This is a genomic window from Metabacillus endolithicus (assembly GCF_023078335.1).
Classification (GTDB): Bacteria; Bacillota; Bacilli; order Bacillales; family Bacillaceae; genus Metabacillus; species Metabacillus endolithicus.
Map to the genome: position 1 here is coordinate 4,637,031 of NZ_CP095550.1, position 19,203 is coordinate 4,656,233.

At 35.0% G+C, this 19,203-nt stretch carries 15 protein-coding genes and 5 pseudogenes; all 20 read left to right on the top strand.

From position 1 onward, the window contains the following. Positions 1–10 precede the first annotated feature (10 nt). A complete protein-coding gene (sucD, locus tag MVE64_RS23515) occupies positions 11–913 on the top strand; it encodes a succinate--CoA ligase subunit alpha (RefSeq protein WP_098796279.1) in 903 nt (300 codons plus the stop codon). Positions 914–981: 68 nt separating this feature from the next. Then, positions 982–1,869, top strand: a complete 888-nt coding sequence (dprA, locus tag MVE64_RS23520; RefSeq protein WP_247341668.1) for a DNA-processing protein DprA — start codon at positions 982–984, stop codon at positions 1,867–1,869. Positions 1,870–2,169: 300 nt separating this feature from the next. Beyond that, positions 2,170–4,246 (top strand): annotated as a pseudogene (gene topA / locus MVE64_RS23525) (type I DNA topoisomerase). 114 nt (positions 4,247–4,360) lie between these two features. Continuing rightward, positions 4,361–5,671, top strand: coding sequence for an FADH(2)-oxidizing methylenetetrahydrofolate--tRNA-(uracil(54)-C(5))-methyltransferase TrmFO (gene trmFO / locus MVE64_RS23530; protein WP_247341671.1), 1,311 nt, complete (start codon positions 4,361–4,363; stop codon positions 5,669–5,671). Positions 5,672–5,744: 73 nt separating this feature from the next. Then, positions 5,745–6,652 (top strand): annotated as a pseudogene (gene xerC, locus MVE64_RS23535) (tyrosine recombinase XerC). Between the two features lie 25 nt (positions 6,653–6,677). Next, positions 6,678–7,219 (top strand): annotated as a pseudogene (hslV, locus tag MVE64_RS23540) (ATP-dependent protease subunit HslV). A gap of 17 nt (positions 7,220–7,236) precedes the next feature. Then, a pseudogene (gene hslU / locus MVE64_RS23545) lies at positions 7,237–8,641 on the top strand (ATP-dependent protease ATPase subunit HslU). A gap of 39 nt (positions 8,642–8,680) precedes the next feature. Then, positions 8,681–9,460, top strand: coding sequence for a GTP-sensing pleiotropic transcriptional regulator CodY (gene codY, locus MVE64_RS23550; RefSeq protein WP_098796286.1), 780 nt, complete (start codon positions 8,681–8,683; stop codon positions 9,458–9,460). A 417-nt stretch (positions 9,461–9,877) separates the two neighbouring features. Then, positions 9,878–10,270: a flagellar basal body rod protein FlgB gene (flgB, locus tag MVE64_RS23555; RefSeq protein WP_098796287.1), complete on the top strand. Its 393-nt coding sequence runs from the start codon at positions 9,878–9,880 to the stop codon at positions 10,268–10,270. A gap of 2 nt (positions 10,271–10,272) precedes the next feature. Continuing rightward, positions 10,273–10,729 (top strand): annotated as a pseudogene (flgC, locus tag MVE64_RS23560) (flagellar basal body rod protein FlgC). Between the two features lie 10 nt (positions 10,730–10,739). Continuing rightward, on the top strand, positions 10,740–11,051 hold the full coding sequence (fliE, locus tag MVE64_RS23565) for a flagellar hook-basal body complex protein FliE (RefSeq protein WP_212134535.1): 312 nt from the start codon (positions 10,740–10,742) through the stop codon (positions 11,049–11,051). Positions 11,052–11,136: 85 nt separating this feature from the next. Next, positions 11,137–12,744, top strand: coding sequence for a flagellar basal-body MS-ring/collar protein FliF (gene fliF / locus MVE64_RS23570; RefSeq protein WP_247341674.1), 1,608 nt, complete (start codon positions 11,137–11,139; stop codon positions 12,742–12,744). An 11-nt stretch (positions 12,745–12,755) separates the two neighbouring features. Beyond that, the gene (gene fliG / locus MVE64_RS23575; protein ID WP_247341676.1) at positions 12,756–13,772 is read left to right on the top strand and encodes a flagellar motor switch protein FliG; all 1,017 of its coding nucleotides are present in this window, start codon (positions 12,756–12,758) and stop codon (positions 13,770–13,772) included. After that, positions 13,765–14,523 (top strand): flagellar assembly protein FliH, encoded by a 759-nt coding sequence (fliH, locus tag MVE64_RS23580; RefSeq protein ID WP_247341678.1) that lies wholly within the window; start codon positions 13,765–13,767, stop codon positions 14,521–14,523. The genes fliG and fliH overlap by 8 nt, the downstream gene beginning before the upstream one ends. 7 nt (positions 14,524–14,530) lie before the next feature. Then, the gene (gene fliI, locus MVE64_RS23585) at positions 14,531–15,850 is read left to right on the top strand and encodes a flagellar protein export ATPase FliI (protein WP_247341680.1); all 1,320 of its coding nucleotides are present in this window, start codon (positions 14,531–14,533) and stop codon (positions 15,848–15,850) included. Continuing rightward, on the top strand, positions 15,850–16,293 hold the full coding sequence (fliJ, locus tag MVE64_RS23590; RefSeq protein WP_098796294.1) for a flagellar export protein FliJ: 444 nt from the start codon (positions 15,850–15,852) through the stop codon (positions 16,291–16,293). Before fliI ends, fliJ begins: the two co-directional genes overlap by 1 nt. 11 nt (positions 16,294–16,304) lie before the next feature. Further along, positions 16,305–16,907, top strand: coding sequence for a MotE family protein (locus tag MVE64_RS23595; protein ID WP_247341682.1), 603 nt, complete (start codon positions 16,305–16,307; stop codon positions 16,905–16,907). Positions 16,908–16,922: 15 nt separating this feature from the next. After that, a complete protein-coding gene (locus tag MVE64_RS23600; RefSeq protein ID WP_247341684.1) occupies positions 16,923–18,311 on the top strand; it encodes a flagellar hook-length control protein FliK in 1,389 nt (462 codons plus the stop codon). 11 nt (positions 18,312–18,322) lie between these two features. Further along, on the top strand, positions 18,323–18,754 hold the full coding sequence (gene flgD, locus MVE64_RS23605; protein WP_212134549.1) for a flagellar hook assembly protein FlgD: 432 nt from the start codon (positions 18,323–18,325) through the stop codon (positions 18,752–18,754). A 12-nt stretch (positions 18,755–18,766) separates the two neighbouring features. Then, positions 18,767–19,138: a TIGR02530 family flagellar biosynthesis protein gene (locus MVE64_RS23610; protein WP_379050177.1), complete on the top strand. Its 372-nt coding sequence runs from the start codon at positions 18,767–18,769 to the stop codon at positions 19,136–19,138. Positions 19,139–19,203: the final 65 nt, after the last annotated feature.

Sequence of the window (19,203 nt, forward strand, 5' to 3'; positions counted from 1 at the left end):
GGGGACAAACATGAGTGTATTTATTAATAAAGATACGAAAGTAATCGTACAAGGTATCACTGGTTCTACAGCGTTATTTCATACAAAACAAATGCTTGAGTATGGCACAAATATCGTTGGTGGAGTTACACCTGGTAAAGGTGGAACAGAAGTAGAAGGTGTACCTGTTTTCAATACAGTTCAAGAAGCAGTTCAAGCGACTGGTGCAAACGCGTCTGTTATTTATGTACCTGCTCCTTTCGCAGCTGATGCAATTATGGAAGGTGTAGACGCAGAATTAGATTTAGTTATTTGTATTACAGAGCATATTCCAGTTATGGATATGGTGAATGTTAAACGCTACATGGAAGGTAAGAAAACTCGCCTTGTAGGACCTAACTGCCCTGGTGTGATTACACCTGAGGAATGTAAAATTGGAATTATGCCTGGCTATATTCATAAGAAGGGTCATGTTGGTGTCGTTTCACGTTCTGGTACTCTTACTTATGAAGCAGTTCATCAATTATCACAAGCTGGTATTGGTCAATCTACTGCTGTAGGTATCGGAGGGGATCCTGTTAACGGGACGAACTTTATCGATGTTCTCAAAGCTTTTAACGAAGATGAAGACACATATGCAGTTATCATGATTGGTGAGATCGGTGGTACAGCTGAAGAAGAAGCTGCTGAATGGGTTAAAGCAAATATGACAAAACCTGTTGTAGGCTTCATCGGTGGTCAAACAGCACCTCCTGGAAAACGTATGGGTCATGCTGGTGCGATTATTTCTGGTGGTAAAGGTACTGCTGAAGAAAAAATTAAAACAATGAATGCTTGTGGAATTAAAGTGGCTGACACTCCATCTGTTATGGGTGAAACACTTATTTCTGTTCTTGAAGAACAAGGTTTATTAGAAAAATGTAAAACACACTAAATCATTCAATGGTAGGAACAGGTTTTTAACCTGTTCCTATTAATCGTAGAAAAAAACAGGAGGATTTTATGGACGATGTAACAAAAAAGTTATTTTTGTTAGCTCATTGTAAGGAACTTAATAGCCAAATTATTTATAAATTACTAACTATAGATCCATCGTTGCAGATTTTTTTTCAACTAAAAGATGGTGAATGGTTAAATTATTTTAATGTGAAGAAACATAAAATAGATAACATAAAAACTGAGTATTATTCTTACTCAGCTGATCTCCTCATTAAAAAATATAATCAGCAAAACATTTCTTTTCTTCCCCTTTTTGATCCTAATTATCCTTATTTGTTAAAGCAAATCGCTGATCCGCCTCCATTTTTATTTTATAAAGGTAATATTACCCTTGCTTCTCGTAAAAAGCTTATTAGTGTAGTAGGTACAAGGTATCCGTCTGAATATGGTGTTAAAGCACTTGAGCATGTGTTAAAGCCTCTTATCCAAGAAAAATGGGTTATTGTAAGTGGTTTAGCTAAAGGAATCGATACTTTAGCACATGAAGCAGCACTAAACCATGGGGGTGAAACAATTGCAGTAATTGGTGGAGGATTAGAGCATATATATCCTAGGCAGAATCAAACGTTGGCAAACAAGCTAATGACTTCACATCTAATTCTTTCAGAACATTCTCCTTCAACATCACCTCAAAAATGGCATTTTCCTAAAAGAAATCGAATTATTAGTGGAATTTCTTTGGGGACACTTATTATCCAAGCTAAGCAAAGAAGTGGTTCACTAATAACTGCACATCAAGCATTGGAGCAAAACCGAGAAGTGTTTGCCATACCGGGATCTATTTTTGATGAGTGTAGCATTGGTGGAAATGAACTAATACAAAACGGGGCAAAATTAGTACAACATGCATCACATATATTTGAAGAATTTCCTCAAGAAGTTGAAATGTAAATTCAGGTGTTTTTTTGACAATTTAGTAAAAATATTCATGTTATTTCAGCTTGAATTAGGATATGATTAGTGTAATTTCTTTTTATTATGTTTGACAAATGATATAGGAATATTTAATAATAGTGGAGATTTAAGTATAGATTTTGAAGAAACACAGTGATAATGGGAGTTTAATCAAATCTACTTAGTTATTAACTACTTGGAGGAAACCCCTTCATTGTATAAATAGACATTTAATTAATGAAGTAAAAATTTTACGAAATATAAAAGAGAGAATACCTCTTAAGGAGGATACCAGGCATGTCGGACTATTTAGTCATTGTGGAATCACCTGCAAAGGCGAAAACAATCGAACGTTATTTAGGGAAAAAATATAAGGTAAAGGCATCGATGGGTCATGTGCGTGATCTACCAAAAAGTCAAATTGGTGTTGATGTTGAACATAATTTTGAACCAAAATACATTACTATAAGAGGAAAAGGTTCAGTACTTAAAGAATTAAAAACAGCTGCTAAAAAAGCAAAAAAAGTATACTTAGCGGCTGACCCGGATCGCGAAGGGGAAGCGATTGCATGGCATTTAGCACATAGTCTTGACGTTGATGTAAACTCTGATTGCCGTGTAGTATTTAATGAAATTACAAAAGATGCTATAAAAGAATCTTTCAAGCATCCACGCTCAATCAATATGGATTTAGTTGATGCCCAACAAGCGAGACGTGTATTAGACCGATTGGTTGGTTATAAAATAAAGCCCGATTCTTTGGAAAAAAGTAAAAAAAGGGTTAAGTGCAGGGAGAGTTCAATCTGTAGCTGTACGTTTAATTATTGATCGGGAAAATGAAATTAAAGAATTTGTACCAGAAGAATATTGGTCAATTGAAGGTCAATTTTTAAAAGGTCAAAAAGAATTTGATGCTTCTTTCTATGGAATAAATGGAGAAAAGCAAGATCTTAAGAATGAATCAGAAGTAAAGGCTGTTTTGAGTAACATTAAAGAAAATAAATTTAAAGTGGAAAAGGTGACGAAAAAGGAAAGAAAAAGAAATCCAGCCGTACCTTTTACAACTTCCACTCTTCAACAAGAGGCAGCGCGTAAGCTGAATTTTAGAGCAAAGAAAACGATGATGATTGCTCAGCAATTATACGAAGGTATCGATTTAGGTAAAGAAGGCACTGTTGGATTAATTACCTATATGAGAACGGATTCTACCAGAATATCAGAAACGGCCCAGACTGAAGCAACTGGTTACATTACTGAAAAATATGGTGAAGAGTTTATTGGCACACAAGCAAAAACAGCGAAGAAAAACAGTAATGCTCAAGATGCCCATGAAGCAATTCGTCCAACATCAGCCTTACGTGATCCAGCATCAATAAAAGAATTTCTGAGCAGAGATCAGTTAAGATTATATAAACTGATTTGGGAAAGATTTGTTTCTAGTCAAATGGCACCAGCTGTATTAGACACAATGAGTGTTGACCTTGTAAATAACGGTGTCATGTTTAGAGCTACAGGTTCTAAAGTTAAGTTTCCTGGATTTATGAAAGTATATGTTGAAGGAAACGACGATCAAATTGAGGAAAAAGATAGATTACTCCCGGATTTAAAAGAAGGCGATGAAGTCTATTCAAAGGATATCGAACCAGCGCAGCATTTTACACAGCCGCCACCACGGTACACGGAGGCTCGTCTTGTAAAAACGTTGGAGGAACTAGGAATAGGTCGACCATCGACTTATGCACCTACACTAGATACGATACAAAAGCGCGGATATGTTTCACTCGATAATAAACGTTTTATCCCTACTGAGTTGGGTGAAATCGTTTTAGAACTGATCAGAGAGTTCTTCCCAGAAATAATCAATGTTGAATTTACAGCAAATATGGAAAATAGCCTTGATGAAGTTGAGGATGGCCATATTCAGTGGATTCAAATTATTGACAATTTTTATAAGGATTTTTCTCCAAGACTTGAAAAAGCAGAAAATGAGATGGAGAAAATTGAAATTAAAGATGAACCAGCTGGTGTTGATTGTGAAGAATGTGGTCATCATATGGTTTATAAAATGGGTAGATATGGAAAATTTATGGCTTGCTCAAATTTCCCGGATTGCAGAAATACGAAGCCAATTGTAAAAGATATTGGGGTAAAATGTCCAAGTTGTGATGAAGGAACAATTGTTGAACGAAAGTCAAAAAAACGCCGCATTTTTTATGGCTGTGATCAATATCCTGAATGTGAGTTTTTATCCTGGGACAAACCAATAGCAAGAAGTTGTCCAAAATGTAATCATATGTTGGTTGAGAAAAAGCTTAAAAAAGGTGTTCAAGTTCAATGTATGGAATGCGATTATAAAGAGGAACAACAAAAGTAGGTGAGCAACTTTATGCTCACCTTTTTTAACTTATATTTTTTAGGACAACATAAGTAATAAGAATAAATGCCATTCTACATAAGGTCTTTTTAATTAATGGAGGGTCATGTCACGATGAATCAAGATGTAGTTGTAAATGTAGTAGGTGCTGGTTTGGCTGGAAGCGAAGCGGCTTGGCAATTAGCCAAAAGGGGTATTCAAGTAAAACTGTATGAAATGCGACCTGTAAAGCAAACACCTGCCCATCATACTGATAAATTTGCAGAGTTAGTTTGCAGTAACTCATTAAGAGCAAACAATTTAACAAATGCTGTCGGTGTATTGAAAGAAGAAATGAGAATTCTAGACTCTGTTATTATAAAGGCAGCAGATGAGTGTGCAGTTCCGGCTGGTGGAGCACTTGCTGTTGACCGGCATGAATTTGCCGGTAAGGTGACAGAGTTAGTAAAAGGTCATCAAAATGTAACTGTTATGAATGAAGAGGTAGAAGAAATTCCTTCAGGACCAACGATTATCGCAACAGGTCCACTGACCTCCAAAAGCTTATCAGAACAATTAAAAACTTTAACAGGTGAAGAGTATTTATATTTCTATGATGCAGCTGCTCCAATAATTGAGAAAGATAGCATCGATATGAACAAGGTATATTTAAAGTCCCGATATGATAAAGGCGAAGCAGCCTACCTTAATTGTCCTATGACAGAAGAGGAATTTGATCGATTTTATGAAGCTTTAATTGCTGCGGAGACCGTGCCATTAAAGGAATTCGAAAAAGAAATATTCTTCGAAGGATGTATGCCTATTGAAGTGATGGCACAAAGAGGAAGAAAAACAATGCTCTTTGGCCCTTTAAAGCCAGTAGGTTTAGAAGATCCGAAAACAGGGAAAAGACCATTTGCTGTGATACAACTTCGACAAGATGATGCAGCTGGAACTTTATATAATATTGTAGGATTTCAAACACACCTAAAATGGGGACCGCAAAAAGAGGTTCTTTCCTTAATTCCAGGTTTAGAAAACGCAGAAATAGTTCGATATGGCGTTATGCATCGTAACACGTTTATTAATTCACCAAAACTTTTAAGATCAACTTACCAATACAAAGGCCGGGACGATTTGTTTTTTGCTGGTCAAATGACGGGTGTTGAAGGATATGTCGAGTCTGCCGCATCAGGGTTAGTTGCAGGAATAAATGCTGCACATCTTATTTTAGGAAAAGATTTAGTGGACCTACCAAATGAAACAGCTATTGGGAGTATGGCCCAGTATATTACAAATGCAAACGCCGATAACTTTCAACCAATGAATGCAAATTTTGGGATTTTTGCTCCATTACCTGAGCGTATAAAGAGTAAAAAAGAACGTAATGAAACGCTGGCAAATCGCGCGCTAGAAACAATTCAAAAAATTTCGAAAAATTTATAGAAATTATTTGCAAAGTACTACTATTGTTGTGATAACATTTAGTAGCCCTTGTGTTGTTTGTGAGGTGTAAAATGTGAGAAATGTTAAGAATTATTTAAATTTGTTTATTGAATATTTACAAATAGAGAAAAATTATTCAAAATATACAATTGTGAATTACAGCAAAGATATTGAGGATTTTTTTCTTTTATGGAAGAACAAGCAATGATCCATCTAGAAGACATGACATATAATGATACACGTTTATACTTAACGAAGTTACATAATAAAAAGTATTCTAGAAAAACAATATCAAGAAAAGTATCAACTCTTAGAAGTTTTTATAAATTTCTTGTTAGAGAAGAGATACTAACTGAAAATCCATTTACACTTGTTACATTGCCAAAAAAGGAGCAAAAAATTCCAAAATTTCTTTATGAAGAGGAAGTTGAGCAACTTCTTACCATATCTGACTGTAATACTCCTCTTGGGCAACGAAATCAAGCGCTCATTGAAGTGCTTTACGGTACTGGGATCCGTGTAAGCGAATGTTGCAACATTAAACTATCAGATATTGATTTTTTTATTGAAACGATTCTTGTATATGGAAAAGGTGGAAAGCAGCGATATGTTCCTTTCGGTAGCTATGCTCATGATGCAATTGATCAATATTTATCGGTTGGAAGAAAGGTGTTAATGAGCAAACTGAAGGTAAGTGATCAACACAATTATTTATTTGTGAATCATCGTGGGACACCGCTTACAGATCGTGGTGTAAGACATGTTTTAAATGACATGATAAAAAAAGCAGCATCAACACTTCATATTCATCCACATATGTTGCGCCATACATTTGCTACACATCTGTTAAATGAAGGTGCAGATATGAGAAGTGTACAGGAGCTTTTGGGTCATGAACATTTATCATCTACACAAGTATATACACACGTCACAAAGGAGCATTTGCAACGAATCTATATGTCCCATCATCCTCGGGCATAAAGGACTCAATTTAGGAGGTAGAACTATGTCTGAATTTCATGCAACAACAATATTTGCGATTCAACATAATGGTAAAGCTGCGATGGCAGGTGACGGTCAGGTAACTTTTGGGAATGCTGTTGTTATGAAACATACAGCTAAAAAGGTAAGAAAGCTTTTAATGGTAAAGTAATTGCTGGATTTGCAGGATCTGTAGCTGATGCATTCACACTATTTGAGTTATTTGAAAATAGACTTGAAGAGTATAATGGGAATTTGCAAAGAGCTGCTGTTGAGCTAGCAAAGGAATGGCGTAGCGATAAAGTGCTAAGAAGACTTGAAGCTATGCTGATTGTTATGGATGAAAATGATCTTCTTTTAGTTTCAGGAACAGGTGAAGTGATTGAACCAGATGATGGGATCTTAGCAATTGGTTCAGGTGGTAATTATGCCTTGTCAGCTGGTCGTGCATTGAAGAGATTTTCAGGTGATTCCTTATCTGCAAAAGAAATTGCTGAGGGTGCTTTAACAATTGCAGGAGAAATTTGTGTTTATACAAATCTAAATATTATTGTCGAAGAACTTTAATAAGGGAGGCAAATAGTATGAATAAACAGTTAACCCCTAAAGAAATTGTTGAGCGTTTGGATCAATATATTATAGGACAAAAGGATGCAAAAAAAGCGGTAGCAGTAGCTTTAAGAAATCGCTATAGAAGAAGCTTACTAACTGAAAAGCTACGCGAGGAAGTTGTACCTAAAAACATTCTTATGATTGGACCTACAGGTGTTGGGAAAACCGAAATAGCAAGGAGAATTGCAAAACTTGCGCATGCCCCTTTTATTAAAGTTGAAGCAACAAAATTTACTGAAGTCGGCTATGTTGGTAGGGATGTTGAATCAATGGTGCGTGATCTGGTTGAGACTGCCGTTCGACTAGTAAAAGAAGAAAAAATAGCTGATGTTAAAGGTACTAGCTGAGGAAAATGCTAATAAACGGTTAATTGAGCTACTTGTTCCAAGTAAGAAAAAACAATCAGCAGCGAAAAATCCTTTGGAAATGCTTTTTGGAGGAGCGAGTCAACAATCCCAAGATCACGAGGAAAGCTCAACTGAAGAATCTACTCTACAAGAAAAGCGTCGTAGAATCTCACATCAATTAGCATTAGGTGAATTAGAAGATCATTATGTAACTGTCGAGGTTGAGGAACAACAAGCATCAATGTTTGATTTACTTCAAGGCTCGGGTATGGAACAAATGGGGATGAACATGCAGGATGCTCTAGGAAGTTTTATGCCTAAGAAAAAGAAAAAGAGAAAGTTAACTGTTAGAGAAGCAAGAAAAGTTATAACAAATGAAGAAGCAAGTAAACTAATTGATATGGAAGATGTAACACAGGAAGCTATTATACGTTCTGAACAAACCGGAATTATTTTCATAGATGAAATCGATAAAATAGCAGGTAAATCTAAGGGTGGATCTTCAGCGGATGTATCCAGGGAAGGGGTACAACGTGATATTCTTCCGATTGTGGAAGGATCTACTGTTGTAACCAAATATGGATCAGTCAAGACAGATCATATGTTATTTATAGCTGCTGGTGCCTTTCATATCGCTAAGCCATCTGACCTTATCCCGGAACTACAAGGAAGATTTCCAATTCGTGTAGAATTAACAAAACTTAGTGTAGATGATTTTGTGAAGATCTTAGTAGAGCCTGATAATGCTCTTTTAAAACAATATCAAGCGTTAATTGAAACAGAAGGTATACAATTAGAATTTTCTGACGATGCTATTCGTAGAATAGCTGAAGTTGCATTTGAGGTGAATCAAAATACTGATAATATTGGTGCAAGAAGATTACATACAATTCTTGAACGATTATTAGAAGATCTATCATTTGAGGCACCTGATATAAATTTAGAAAAGATTGTCATTACGCCACAGTACGTCGAAGACAAACTTGGGAAAATATCTAAAAACAAAGATTTAAGCCAGTTTATATTATAAAAAATTACAATTTCATATGTTTACAGGAGGAACCAATAAATGGCTCTATTACAGAAAACACGTAAAATTAATGCAATGCTCCAAAGAGCAGCAGGGAAACCAGTTAACTTCAAAGAGATGGCTGAAAAGCTAAGCGAAGTGATTGAAGCAAATATCTTTGTTGTAAGCAGAAGAGGAAAGTTACTAGGCTTTGCAGTTAATCAGCTTATCGAAAACGAGAGAATGAAAAAAATGCTTGAAGACCGTCAGTTTCCTGAAGGTTATACAAACAACCTTTTTAACATAACAGAAACATCTTCAAACATCGATGTATATAGTGAATATACTGCATTTCCAGTTGAAAATCGTGAATTATTTAAAAATGGCTTAACAACTATCGTGCCGATCATTGGTGGTGGAGAGCGTTTAGGAACTTTAATTTTAGCAAGAGTACAAGAACAATTTGAAGATGAAGATTTAATTCTTGCTGAATATGGAGCTACTGTTGTAGGTATGGAGATTCTGCGTGAAAAAGCTGAAGAAATCGAAGAGGAAGCACGAAGCAAAGCGGTTGTACAAATGGCTATCAGTTCTCTATCATACAGTGAATTAGAAGCGATTGAACATATATTTGAGGAATTAAGCGGAAATGAAGGTCTTTTAGTAGCTAGTAAAATAGCTGATCGTGTTGGAATTACAAGATCTGTAATTGTAAATGCATTACGTAAGCTAGAGAGTGCTGGTGTTATTGAATCCCGATCTCTAGGGATGAAAGGAACATATATAAAAGTTCTTAATGCGAAATTCTTAGTTGAATTAGAGAAATTAAAAACAAATTAACAAAAAAAGGCACTTTGAGGATCCTCAAAGTGCCTTTTTTGTGTTTTTATAATCTTTTATAGATTAATCTCACCTTACTTTATAGTGTTTATTTACATTTCAATAATAGTTTACTTAATGAATAATTATACAGATTATGTACTGAAATTGGAAAAAATAATATGTAGGGAATTGTCGAATTATATGTTACGTTATTTATGTGCCAGAAATACCTCTTTATTAAGATACTGTTAGGCTTTCGTTGATATAATGCGAATAGTTCAATAGTCCTCATTTTAAATTAGATAGAAAATCCGACTTTTTTTTACAAAACCTTAATAGACTTTAAGACTAATATTTCATACAATGAGTAAGAAGAAAACACATATTTCGACATTATACGATACGTATGTACTTTACATTTTGTGAGGGGATATTATGAAATTATTTTCAAATACAATAAATAGTTTAGAAACCGCAATTTCTCAATCAACTGCTAAGCAAAAGGTTATCTCTAATAACATTGCCAATGTTGATACCCCGAATTATAAAGCTCAAGAGGTTCGGTTTAATACTGCATTATCAAATGAGATGCAAAAACTTCAGGCTACAAAGACAAACGCCAAACATTTTGAATTTGGTGGTTCTGATACATCAAGCTTTAAAATCGTTTCAAGAAATAACACCAATTATCATCATAATGGAAATAATGTTGACATTGATTCTGAAATGACAGAAATGGCAAAAAATCAAATTCAATATAATGCACTAATCGAAAGAATAAGTGGGAAATTTAACTCACTAAAAACAGTGATTAAAGGTGGCAGATAAATATGTCTATTTTTCATTCAATAAACACATCTGGTTCGGCATTAACTGCTCAGCGGGTTAGAATGGACGTTATTTCTTCGAATATGGCTAATATGGACACAACCAGAGGAGAATTCATTGATGGTGAGTGGCAACCATATCGCAGAAAAATGGTTGTCACTCAGCCCCAAGGAAACAGTTTTTCCTCTTTTCTTAATAAGGCAATGGGCTTCAGGCTCATCAGCAAAAGCCGATGGGGTAAAAGTAACGGAAATTGTCGAAGATGATACTCCATTTGAACTAATCTATGACCCAGAGCATCCGGACGCTAATGATGAAGGCTATGTCGCGATGCCGAATGTAGATCCTTTAAAGGAAATGGTTGATCTTATTAGTAGCACTCGATCATATGAAGCGAATGTTACGGCAATGAATGCTTCTAAAGGGATGCTAATGAAAGCATTAGAAATTGGGAAATAGGTGATTAGAAATGATTAATAGTATTAGTCCATTCCAAGTAACAACTACTCAGCCTGTTCAACCTAAGGCTATCAATATAACAAATAGTAAGACGGAAAATAAAACTAGTTTTGCAGAAACTTTAAAGCAATCTATTAATGAGATCAATAAAGCACAACTTGAATCAGATAAAATGACAGAGGCTCTTGCAAGCGGCAAAAATGTGGAACTTCATGATGTCATGATTGCATCCCAGAAATCAAGTATTACGCTTCTAACAGCTATAGAAGTCAGAAATAAAGCGATTGAAGCATATCAAGAAATGATGAGAATGCAGGTTTAGTAGTTTAGAGGAACCGTTCTATTAACAATAGAACGGTTCTGACTACGAAATGCAGAAAGTCATTGTGACCGGGGGATTTTATGGAATGAACGAAAAATTAATGAATACAAAAGATAAACTATCTGGGTTATGGCAAGGAAGAAGTAAAGGACAAAAAACCCTTCTTATAACAGGTACGATTCTATTTTTAGTTATAGCCGGATTGTTGACTTACTTTGTGTCAAAACCTAATTTAGTTCCTCTTTATTCTAATCTTTCTCCTGCTGAAACAGGTCAAATTAAAGAAACACTTGATGCGAAGGGTGTTCAGTCCGAAATCTCAAATAATGGTTCAACCATTATGGTACCAAAAGAGATGGTAGACACTTTGATGGTTGAGTTAGCAGCTGAAGGAGTTCCAAATACGGGAACAATTGACTATTCTTACTTTGGTCAGGATTCTGGTTTTGGAATGACGGATAAAGAGTTTGATGTGATTAAACTTAAGGCTACTCAAACAGAGCTTTCGAACTTAATGAAGGGCATAGACGGAGTAAATGATGCAAATGTCATGATCAATCTTCCAGCAGAATCTGTTTTTGTAGGAGAACAAACTGAAGGTTCATCTGCTTCGGTTGTTTTGAATTTAAAACCTGGAGCTCAATTAGATCAGGAAAAAGTTAATGCACTTTTCCACTTAGTGTCTAAAAGTGTTCCAAATCTTTCTACAGATAATATCGTCATTATGGATCAAAATTTTAACTATTATGATTTAAATAATGGTCAAAACTCTTCACCAGGTACAAGCTATGCATCTCAGCAAGAAATTAAAGCCCAAATTGAACAAGATATTCAACGAGATGTTCAAAAGTTATTGGGTACGATGATGGGACAAGACAAAGTTGTTGTTGCGGTTACAACAGATATTGACTTCACTCAAGAAAACCGTGAAGAAAATCTTGTATCTCCAGTAGTCGAAGGTTCTGATGAAGGAATTGCGGTCAGTGTTGAAAGAATTACAGAAGCCTACACGGGAGATGGAGCAGCAGCTGGCGGAGTGAATGGAGTTGGAGAGAACGATGTTCCAGCCTATGAAGCTACAGCAGAAGGCACTGGTAACGGAGATTATGAACGTATTGAAGAAAGAGTAAATAATGAAGTAAATCGTATTAATAAACAAATTGTAGAAAGTCCATATAAAATACGTGACTTAGGAATTCAAGTGATGGTTGAACCACCAGATCCGGAAAATCTTGATTCATTTACACCTGAACGCGAAGAAGATATTCAACAAATATTATCAACTATTGTAAGAACGTCAATTAATAAAGAAGAAAATGAAGAGCCTTTAACGCAAGAGCAATTACAAGAAAAAGTAGTCGTTTCTGTACAACCGTTCGATGGTAAACAACAACTTGCAGAAGCTGAAGCGACTCCTGTTATTCCAATTTGGATGTACATCGTTGGAGGAGTATTACTATTAGCTATAATTATTCTTATCATTCTGCTAGTTAGAAAGAAAAAGCAAGAGAATGAAGAGCTTGAAGAAGAGGAAGACGACTTACAGGATGGCCCAACGTTTGATATTCAAGATATTAACAACAATGAAATTGAGACAGAGACTACAGTTCGTAAAAAGCAGCTAGAAAAAATGGCAAAAGAAAAACCAGAAGATTTTGCAAAGCTGTTACGAACTTGGATTCTTGAGGAATAGGAGGTTAACTGATGGCTAGGAAAGATAATAACGCATTAACAGGTAAACAGAAGGCTGCCATTCTTTTAATCTCTTTAGGACCAGAAGTATCAGCATCTGTTTATAAACATTTATCTGAAGAAGAAATCGAAAAACTAACATTAGAAATTTCAGGTGTACGAAAGGTTGATTCCGAAAAGAAAGAAGAAATTATTGAAGAATTTCATGATATTGCAATGGCGCAAGATTTTATCACCCAAGGTGGAATTGCTTACGCAAAAGAGGTACTTGAAAAGGCATTAGGTGAAGATAAAGCAACTAGCATTATCCATCGACTAACATCTTCTTTACAAGTGAAACCATTCGATTTTGCTAGAAAGGCAGATCCATCACAGATTTTGAATTTTATTCAAAATGAGCATCCTCAGACAATTGCCCTGATTCTTTCTTATTTAGAACCGACTCAATCAGGACAAATTCTTTCTGAGCTTCCACAAGAACTGCAAGCAGATGTTGCGCGAAGAATTGCTGTAATGGATAGAACAGCTCCTGAAATAATTAATGAAGTTGAACAGATTCTTGAACGCAAGCTTTCATCAACAGTTACTCAGGACTTTACACAAACTGGTGGAATTGAGGCAGTTGTTGAAGTATTAAATGGAGTGGATCGAACAACAGAAAGAACCATTCTTGATTCACTTGAGATTCAAGATCCTGTATTGGCTGAAGAAATTAAAAAGAGAATGTTTGTCTTTGAAGACATTGTTACACTTGATAATCGTGCAATACAGCGTGTGATTAGAGATGTAGAAAACGATGACTTAATGCTATCGCTTAAAGTGGCTAGTGAAGAAGTTAGAGATGTGGTCTTTAAGAATATGTCTAAACGTATGGTTGATACGTTCAAAGAAGAAATGGAATTTATGGGACCAGTTAGACTTCGTGATGTAGAAGAGGCTCAATCAAGAATTGTTGGTGTTATTAGAAGACTTGAAGAAGCTGGTGAAATTGTCATTGCCCGTGGTGGAGGAGATGATATTATTGTCTAGGCTTATTAAGTCTCAATTCACAAATCATCATGATGACAAAAAAACGATAGCAGTCCAGCAACTTCAGTTATTAATGCAAGATAAAGTAACTCAAGATGACCCTGAGTTATTAAAAGAATCTTCATATATTATTCAATCAGCTAGAGCAGAAGCAGAGAAGATCATCCAATCTGCATATGAAGAGTCATCTAGAATAAAGCAGCAAATAGACGGTGAAAGAAATGAATGGCATCAAGAGCGTGAACAATTAGTTGAACAGGCCAAACAAGAAGGATATGCAGAAGGTTTGGAACTGGGAAGACAAGAAGCGCTAAGACAATATCATGCTCATATTGAAGAGTCGAATAGAATGATCGATATGGCAAAGCAAGATTATGATGAAATTATTCAATCTGCTGAAAACACTATCTTAGAGCTTTCGATTAAAGTAGCAGAAAAAATTATCAGTTCTAAACTTGTTGACTCACAGGAGAACTTTCTTCCCTTAGTAAAAAAGGGGCTTCTTGAAGTAAAAGAATATGAAAATATTAAAATCCATGTTCATCCATGTTACTACGAATTAGTGTTAAGTCAAAAAGATGAATTAAAAACATTGGTGACAAATGACACAGACTTATATGTATATGCTAATGCAGAATTAAATGAGCAGGATTGCTTTATCGAATCTGCTTTTGGGCGAATTGATCTGAGTATTGATACTCAATTAGAGCAATTAAAAAAACAATTACTAGATTTACTTGATGAGAGGTGATTTCCAATTGAGAGCAGTCGATCTGATTCATACAATTGACAGTTTAGATTCCTATAAGCGTTATGGGAAAGTAAAAAGGGTAGTCGGGTTGATGATTGAATCAAGAGGACCTGAAAGCTCAATTGGTGACCTTTGTTATATTTATACCGGATCATCTAAGAAAACAAAAATTCCGGCAGAGGTTGTAGGTTTTAAAGATGAAAATGTTCTGTTAATGCCGTATTTGCAAGTGATGCATATATCACCTGGAAGTATTGTTGAAGCGACGGATGAACCTCTAACAGTAAAAGTCGGCATGGGTTTAATTGGACAAGTAGTCGATGCTTTTGGATTACCTTTAAATGAATCCAATCTTCCAAAGGGTCTAGCAAGTGTTCCAACTGATCAATCTCCTCCCAATCCAATGAAGCGTCCACCCATCCATGAAAAAATGGAAGTTGGAGTGCGTGTTATTGATAGCTTGTTAACGGTTGGAAAAGGTCAGCGTGTAGGTATTTTTGCAGGTAGTGGTGTTGGTAAAAGTACATTAATGGGTATGATTGCCCGAAACACAAATGCAGATTTAAATGTGATTGCGCTCATAGGTGAACGAGGACGTGAGGTAAGAGAGTTTATTGACAAAGATCTTGGACCTGAAGGATTAAAAAGATCCATTGTTGTTGTTGCCACTTCAGATCAGCCTGCTCTTATGAGGATGAAGGCGGCGTATACCGCAACTGCTATTGCTGAGTATTTTCGTGATAAAGGGTTAAATGTCATGTTTATGATGGACTCTGTTACGCGTGTAGCAATGGCACAGCGTGAAATCGGGCTTGCAGTAGGGGAACCACCAACAACAAAAGGATATACCCCATCGGTTTTTGCTATATTGCCTAAACTATTAGAACGAACTGGTACAAATGAGCAAGGAACAATCACTGCTTTTTATACAGTTCTTGTTGATGGTGATGATTTAAATGAACCAATCTCAGATACTGTTCGAGGTATATTAGATGGTCATATTGTATTGGACCGACAACTCGCAAATAAAGGACAATTCCCGGCTATTAATGTTCTAAAAAGCATTAGTCGTGTTATGAATCAAATTGTTGATTCAGGACATAAAAGTTCTGCATCAAAACTACGTGATCTTCTTTCAACCTATTTAAATTCCGAAGATTTAATTAATATCGGTGCATATAAAAGAGGTTCTTCACGAGAGATTGATGAAGCAATTAAATTCTATCCGAAAATCATTTCATTTTTAAAGCAAAATGTTGAAGATAAAGTCACTATTGAAGAAAGTATTGCTTCACTTAATCAGTTAATCGAAAAAGGTGATTTTTAATGGTAAATCCATTTCGATTCCAAAAAATAATGGATGTTAAAGAAAATGAAAAAGAACAATCACTGGCCGAGTATAATCAATCAGTAAATGATTTTGAGAATGTAGCGAACAAATTATACGATTCTTTGAAACAAAAAGAAGTGTTAGAGGAAACAACTCTTGCGCGATTAAATAGTGGGATGTCTGTTCAGGAAATTAGACATTATCAACAATTTGTTAGCAATATCGAAAAAACAATTACTCATTATCAAAAACTGGTTCAGTTAACAAGAAACAGAATGAATGAAAAACAAATGAAGCTTATGCAGAAAAATATTGAAGTGAAAAAATACGAAAAGTTGAAAGAAAAACAGCTGGAACAGTATATTTTGGCAACAAAACATTCTGAAAACAAGCAAATGGATGATCTTTCTATCCAATCTTATATGTATCGTGGAAGTTAGGTGAACCCAAAGTGGAAACTGAAACTGAAAAACAAGAATTCGGTAAATTTCAATGGTTTTTCTTTGTCATATTTATTCCAATGATTTTCACTTTAACGTTAGTCGGTGTTATTTTATCCGTAGCAGGCTTTGATGTACTGGGAAAAGCCAAATCAACATTAAAGGAAATACCTGTCGTTGAAAAATTATTCAAAGAAGAAGAAACAGCCGCTACTTCTCAAGTTTTGAAAGAAGAAGCTCAAAAAGAAGAAATAAAGAAGCTTGAAGAAACGGTTGAGGAACAATCAGTGATGATTACTGCTCTTGAAAAGGATTTAACGAATAAAGAAAAAGAAGTTCAAACTCTTACACAAGAAATAAGCTCATTGGAAAAACAACTTGAAGAAATTAAAAATACCGAAACAGAAACAAGCAATCAGAAAAAGGATATTTCTAGCTTATACGACAATATGAGCAGTAAGAAAGCAGCGGAGATTATTCCGAATTTATCTCAAGAAGATGCTTTGTTAATCCTTACTTCATTAGATGATAAGCAAGTTGCTGATATATTAGCAAAAATGACCGTTGAAGATGCAGTGAAATATACTGGGCTATTGTCTTCTAATGAAGAATAGAAGGGAGGTGGAAATGTGAAAATCGCAAATTTGTTTGACGTTCAAAGTTTTTCACCAAAAAAGACAAATCAGAGCAGTACAGGAAGTAGCTTTAAAGATTTTATAGGTTCTGTACAACATTCTCCACATGGGCAGCCAACTGCTGTAACTCCTAAACAAGATGTACAACAAAAGGAATTATTAACAGAAGTTAAGAATGAGATAAAAGAAATTCTAGGGAATCAGCTAGGTGAAGACCCAACCATTAACAATTTATCTGAAGAAGATCTTTCAAGTATACAAACAAGTATGAATGAGCTGTTAAATCAGTTTACATCATTAGAAGACTTATTAAACTCAACAGATAAACTTCCAATTGGGATTAGTATCTTAGCCTTAGCTATAAAAATAGAAGATATAGCTAAAACGGACGGTTCTGTTGAAATGACTCAAATATTGGAAAAATTACATGCATTATTAGAAAGTGAGTTTCCAAGCTTTTCTCCAACAGAAGATCTTAACTTCGATCATATGTTTTTTGCTCTAGAAAATATGAGTAAGGAAGATAAAGCTTTATTGGAAGGTCAAATGATTATTAGCACTGCAAGTGAACAAGTTTTAGATGATTTACGCTATTATAGTAAACTACTAGGCTTAATGGAAAATCCTTCCGAAGCAAATTATGCCAAAAATTTGCTTAAAGACTCATTATTAGCTGATTCTGATGTAGCTGATCACTTAAAGCAGATACTCTCATCAGATGATTTATCTAAAGTTAAGGAACTGCTGACAAAGCTAATGACTGTGGTAGATTCTGCAGAAAATACTGATCAAAATAATTCATTTAATAAAGATTTAGTTGCTAGTCAACATAACTCAGGTCTTTCATTAAATTCAGCTTCTGTTCCTGAAGAAATTTTTTCTATTCAATTAGATAAATTCGTACAAAAAGATCAGCTTATGACCGTTGGTGAAAATAAAAATACAAATGTATTAACTTCGACGAAAGAAGAATTTACAAATAAAATGATCGAGTTGCTGAAAAATAGTAGACTCTCTCAATTTAACAATGGCACAAGCCGTTTGGTTATTAATTTGACTCCAGAGCATCTTGGGTCCATTACAATTAGAATTGTTCAACAGCAGAATGGTGAAATGGTTGCAAAAATCATTGCTGCCACACAATCAGCAAAGGAATTGTTAGAACATAGCGGATCTCAGCTGAGGCAGGCATTACCTAATGTAAATATAGAGTTTGAGAGATTTGAAGTTTTTACTGATGATTCCTCTAAATTCCTAAGAGAAAATAAAGACCCTAAACAAGGAAAAGAACATAACAATCAAAATGAAAATTCCGATCAAGAAGAACAAAATAATGTGAACTTTAAAGATTCACTAAATGATGCATTAAACATTTCAATTTAAGGAGGCTGCTTATGTCTGTATCTATAGATCCAAGTTTATTATTGTCAAATAATACAAAAACTCGTAGTTCTGGATCCAATCTTGGAAAAGATGAATTTTTAAAAATACTTATGACACAACTACAAAACCAAGATCCATTAAACCCAATGGAAGATAAAGAATTCATTTCACAGATGGCTAACTTTTCATCACTTGAACAGATTACCAATATGAATTCCCTGATGCAAAAGTTTTTAGATACACAAAAAGCAACGGATTCTATTTTAAAATATTCAGAGATGATTGGTAAATCTATTGAATGGTCAGATTCAGGTGCTGAAGAGGCTGTACAAACTGGAGTTGTAAAAGCAATCAAACAAAAAAACAATAGCATAATTCTTGAACTTGATAATGGGAAAGAAATTACGAGTGATTTAGTTACAAAAATCAGCCAGCCTGAGTAAGGGGGTGTGTTGATGACTTTACCTATTAAACCTGTTACTTCACAAACATTAGATGCAATGAAATCCAGAACTAATGTTATAAAACCTCAAGCTTCATTTAAAGAAGTTCTGAGTGAGCTGCAAAACCCAACTTTAAAGATTAGTAAACATGCACAAGAAAGAATTCAGCAAAGAGATATACATATCTCTGATAATGATTGGAATTTGATCGAGGAAAAAGTGCAGGAGGCAAGCTATAAAGGTGTGACGGATTCACTCGTTATCTTGCAGGATGCTGCTCTTATCGTTAGTGCAAAAAACAAAACAGTTGTAACGGCAATGAATATTGAAGAAGCGAAATCTCAAATTTTTACCAATATAAATGGAACAATTATTATGGATTAAAAAGCTGGCCCTTCTAGGAAGCTTATGTTGTGGATCGACTGAAACAACAAAATCCAAAAATGAGG

What these genes read in the sequence shown, in the direction of transcription:
- sucD (WP_098796279.1), top strand. Translation starts at nt 11, where the DNA reads ATGAGTGTATTTATTAATAAAGATACGAAAGTAATCGTACAAGGTATC.
- dprA (WP_247341668.1), top strand. Translation starts at nt 982, where the DNA reads ATGGACGATGTAACAAAAAAGTTATTTTTGTTAGCTCATTGTAAGGAA.
- trmFO (WP_247341671.1), top strand. Translation starts at nt 4,361, where the DNA reads ATGAATCAAGATGTAGTTGTAAATGTAGTAGGTGCTGGTTTGGCTGGA.
- codY (WP_098796286.1), top strand. Translation starts at nt 8,681, where the DNA reads ATGGCTCTATTACAGAAAACACGTAAAATTAATGCAATGCTCCAAAGA.
- flgB (WP_098796287.1), top strand. Translation starts at nt 9,878, where the DNA reads ATGAAATTATTTTCAAATACAATAAATAGTTTAGAAACCGCAATTTCT.
- fliE (WP_212134535.1), top strand. Translation starts at nt 10,740, where the DNA reads ATGATTAATAGTATTAGTCCATTCCAAGTAACAACTACTCAGCCTGTT.
- fliF (WP_247341674.1), top strand. Translation starts at nt 11,137, where the DNA reads ATGAACGAAAAATTAATGAATACAAAAGATAAACTATCTGGGTTATGG.
- fliG (WP_247341676.1), top strand. Translation starts at nt 12,756, where the DNA reads ATGGCTAGGAAAGATAATAACGCATTAACAGGTAAACAGAAGGCTGCC.
- fliJ (WP_098796294.1), top strand. Translation starts at nt 15,850, where the DNA reads ATGGTAAATCCATTTCGATTCCAAAAAATAATGGATGTTAAAGAAAAT.
- flgD (WP_212134549.1), top strand. Translation starts at nt 18,323, where the DNA reads ATGTCTGTATCTATAGATCCAAGTTTATTATTGTCAAATAATACAAAA.
- MVE64_RS23610 (WP_379050177.1), top strand. Translation starts at nt 18,767, where the DNA reads ATGACTTTACCTATTAAACCTGTTACTTCACAAACATTAGATGCAATG.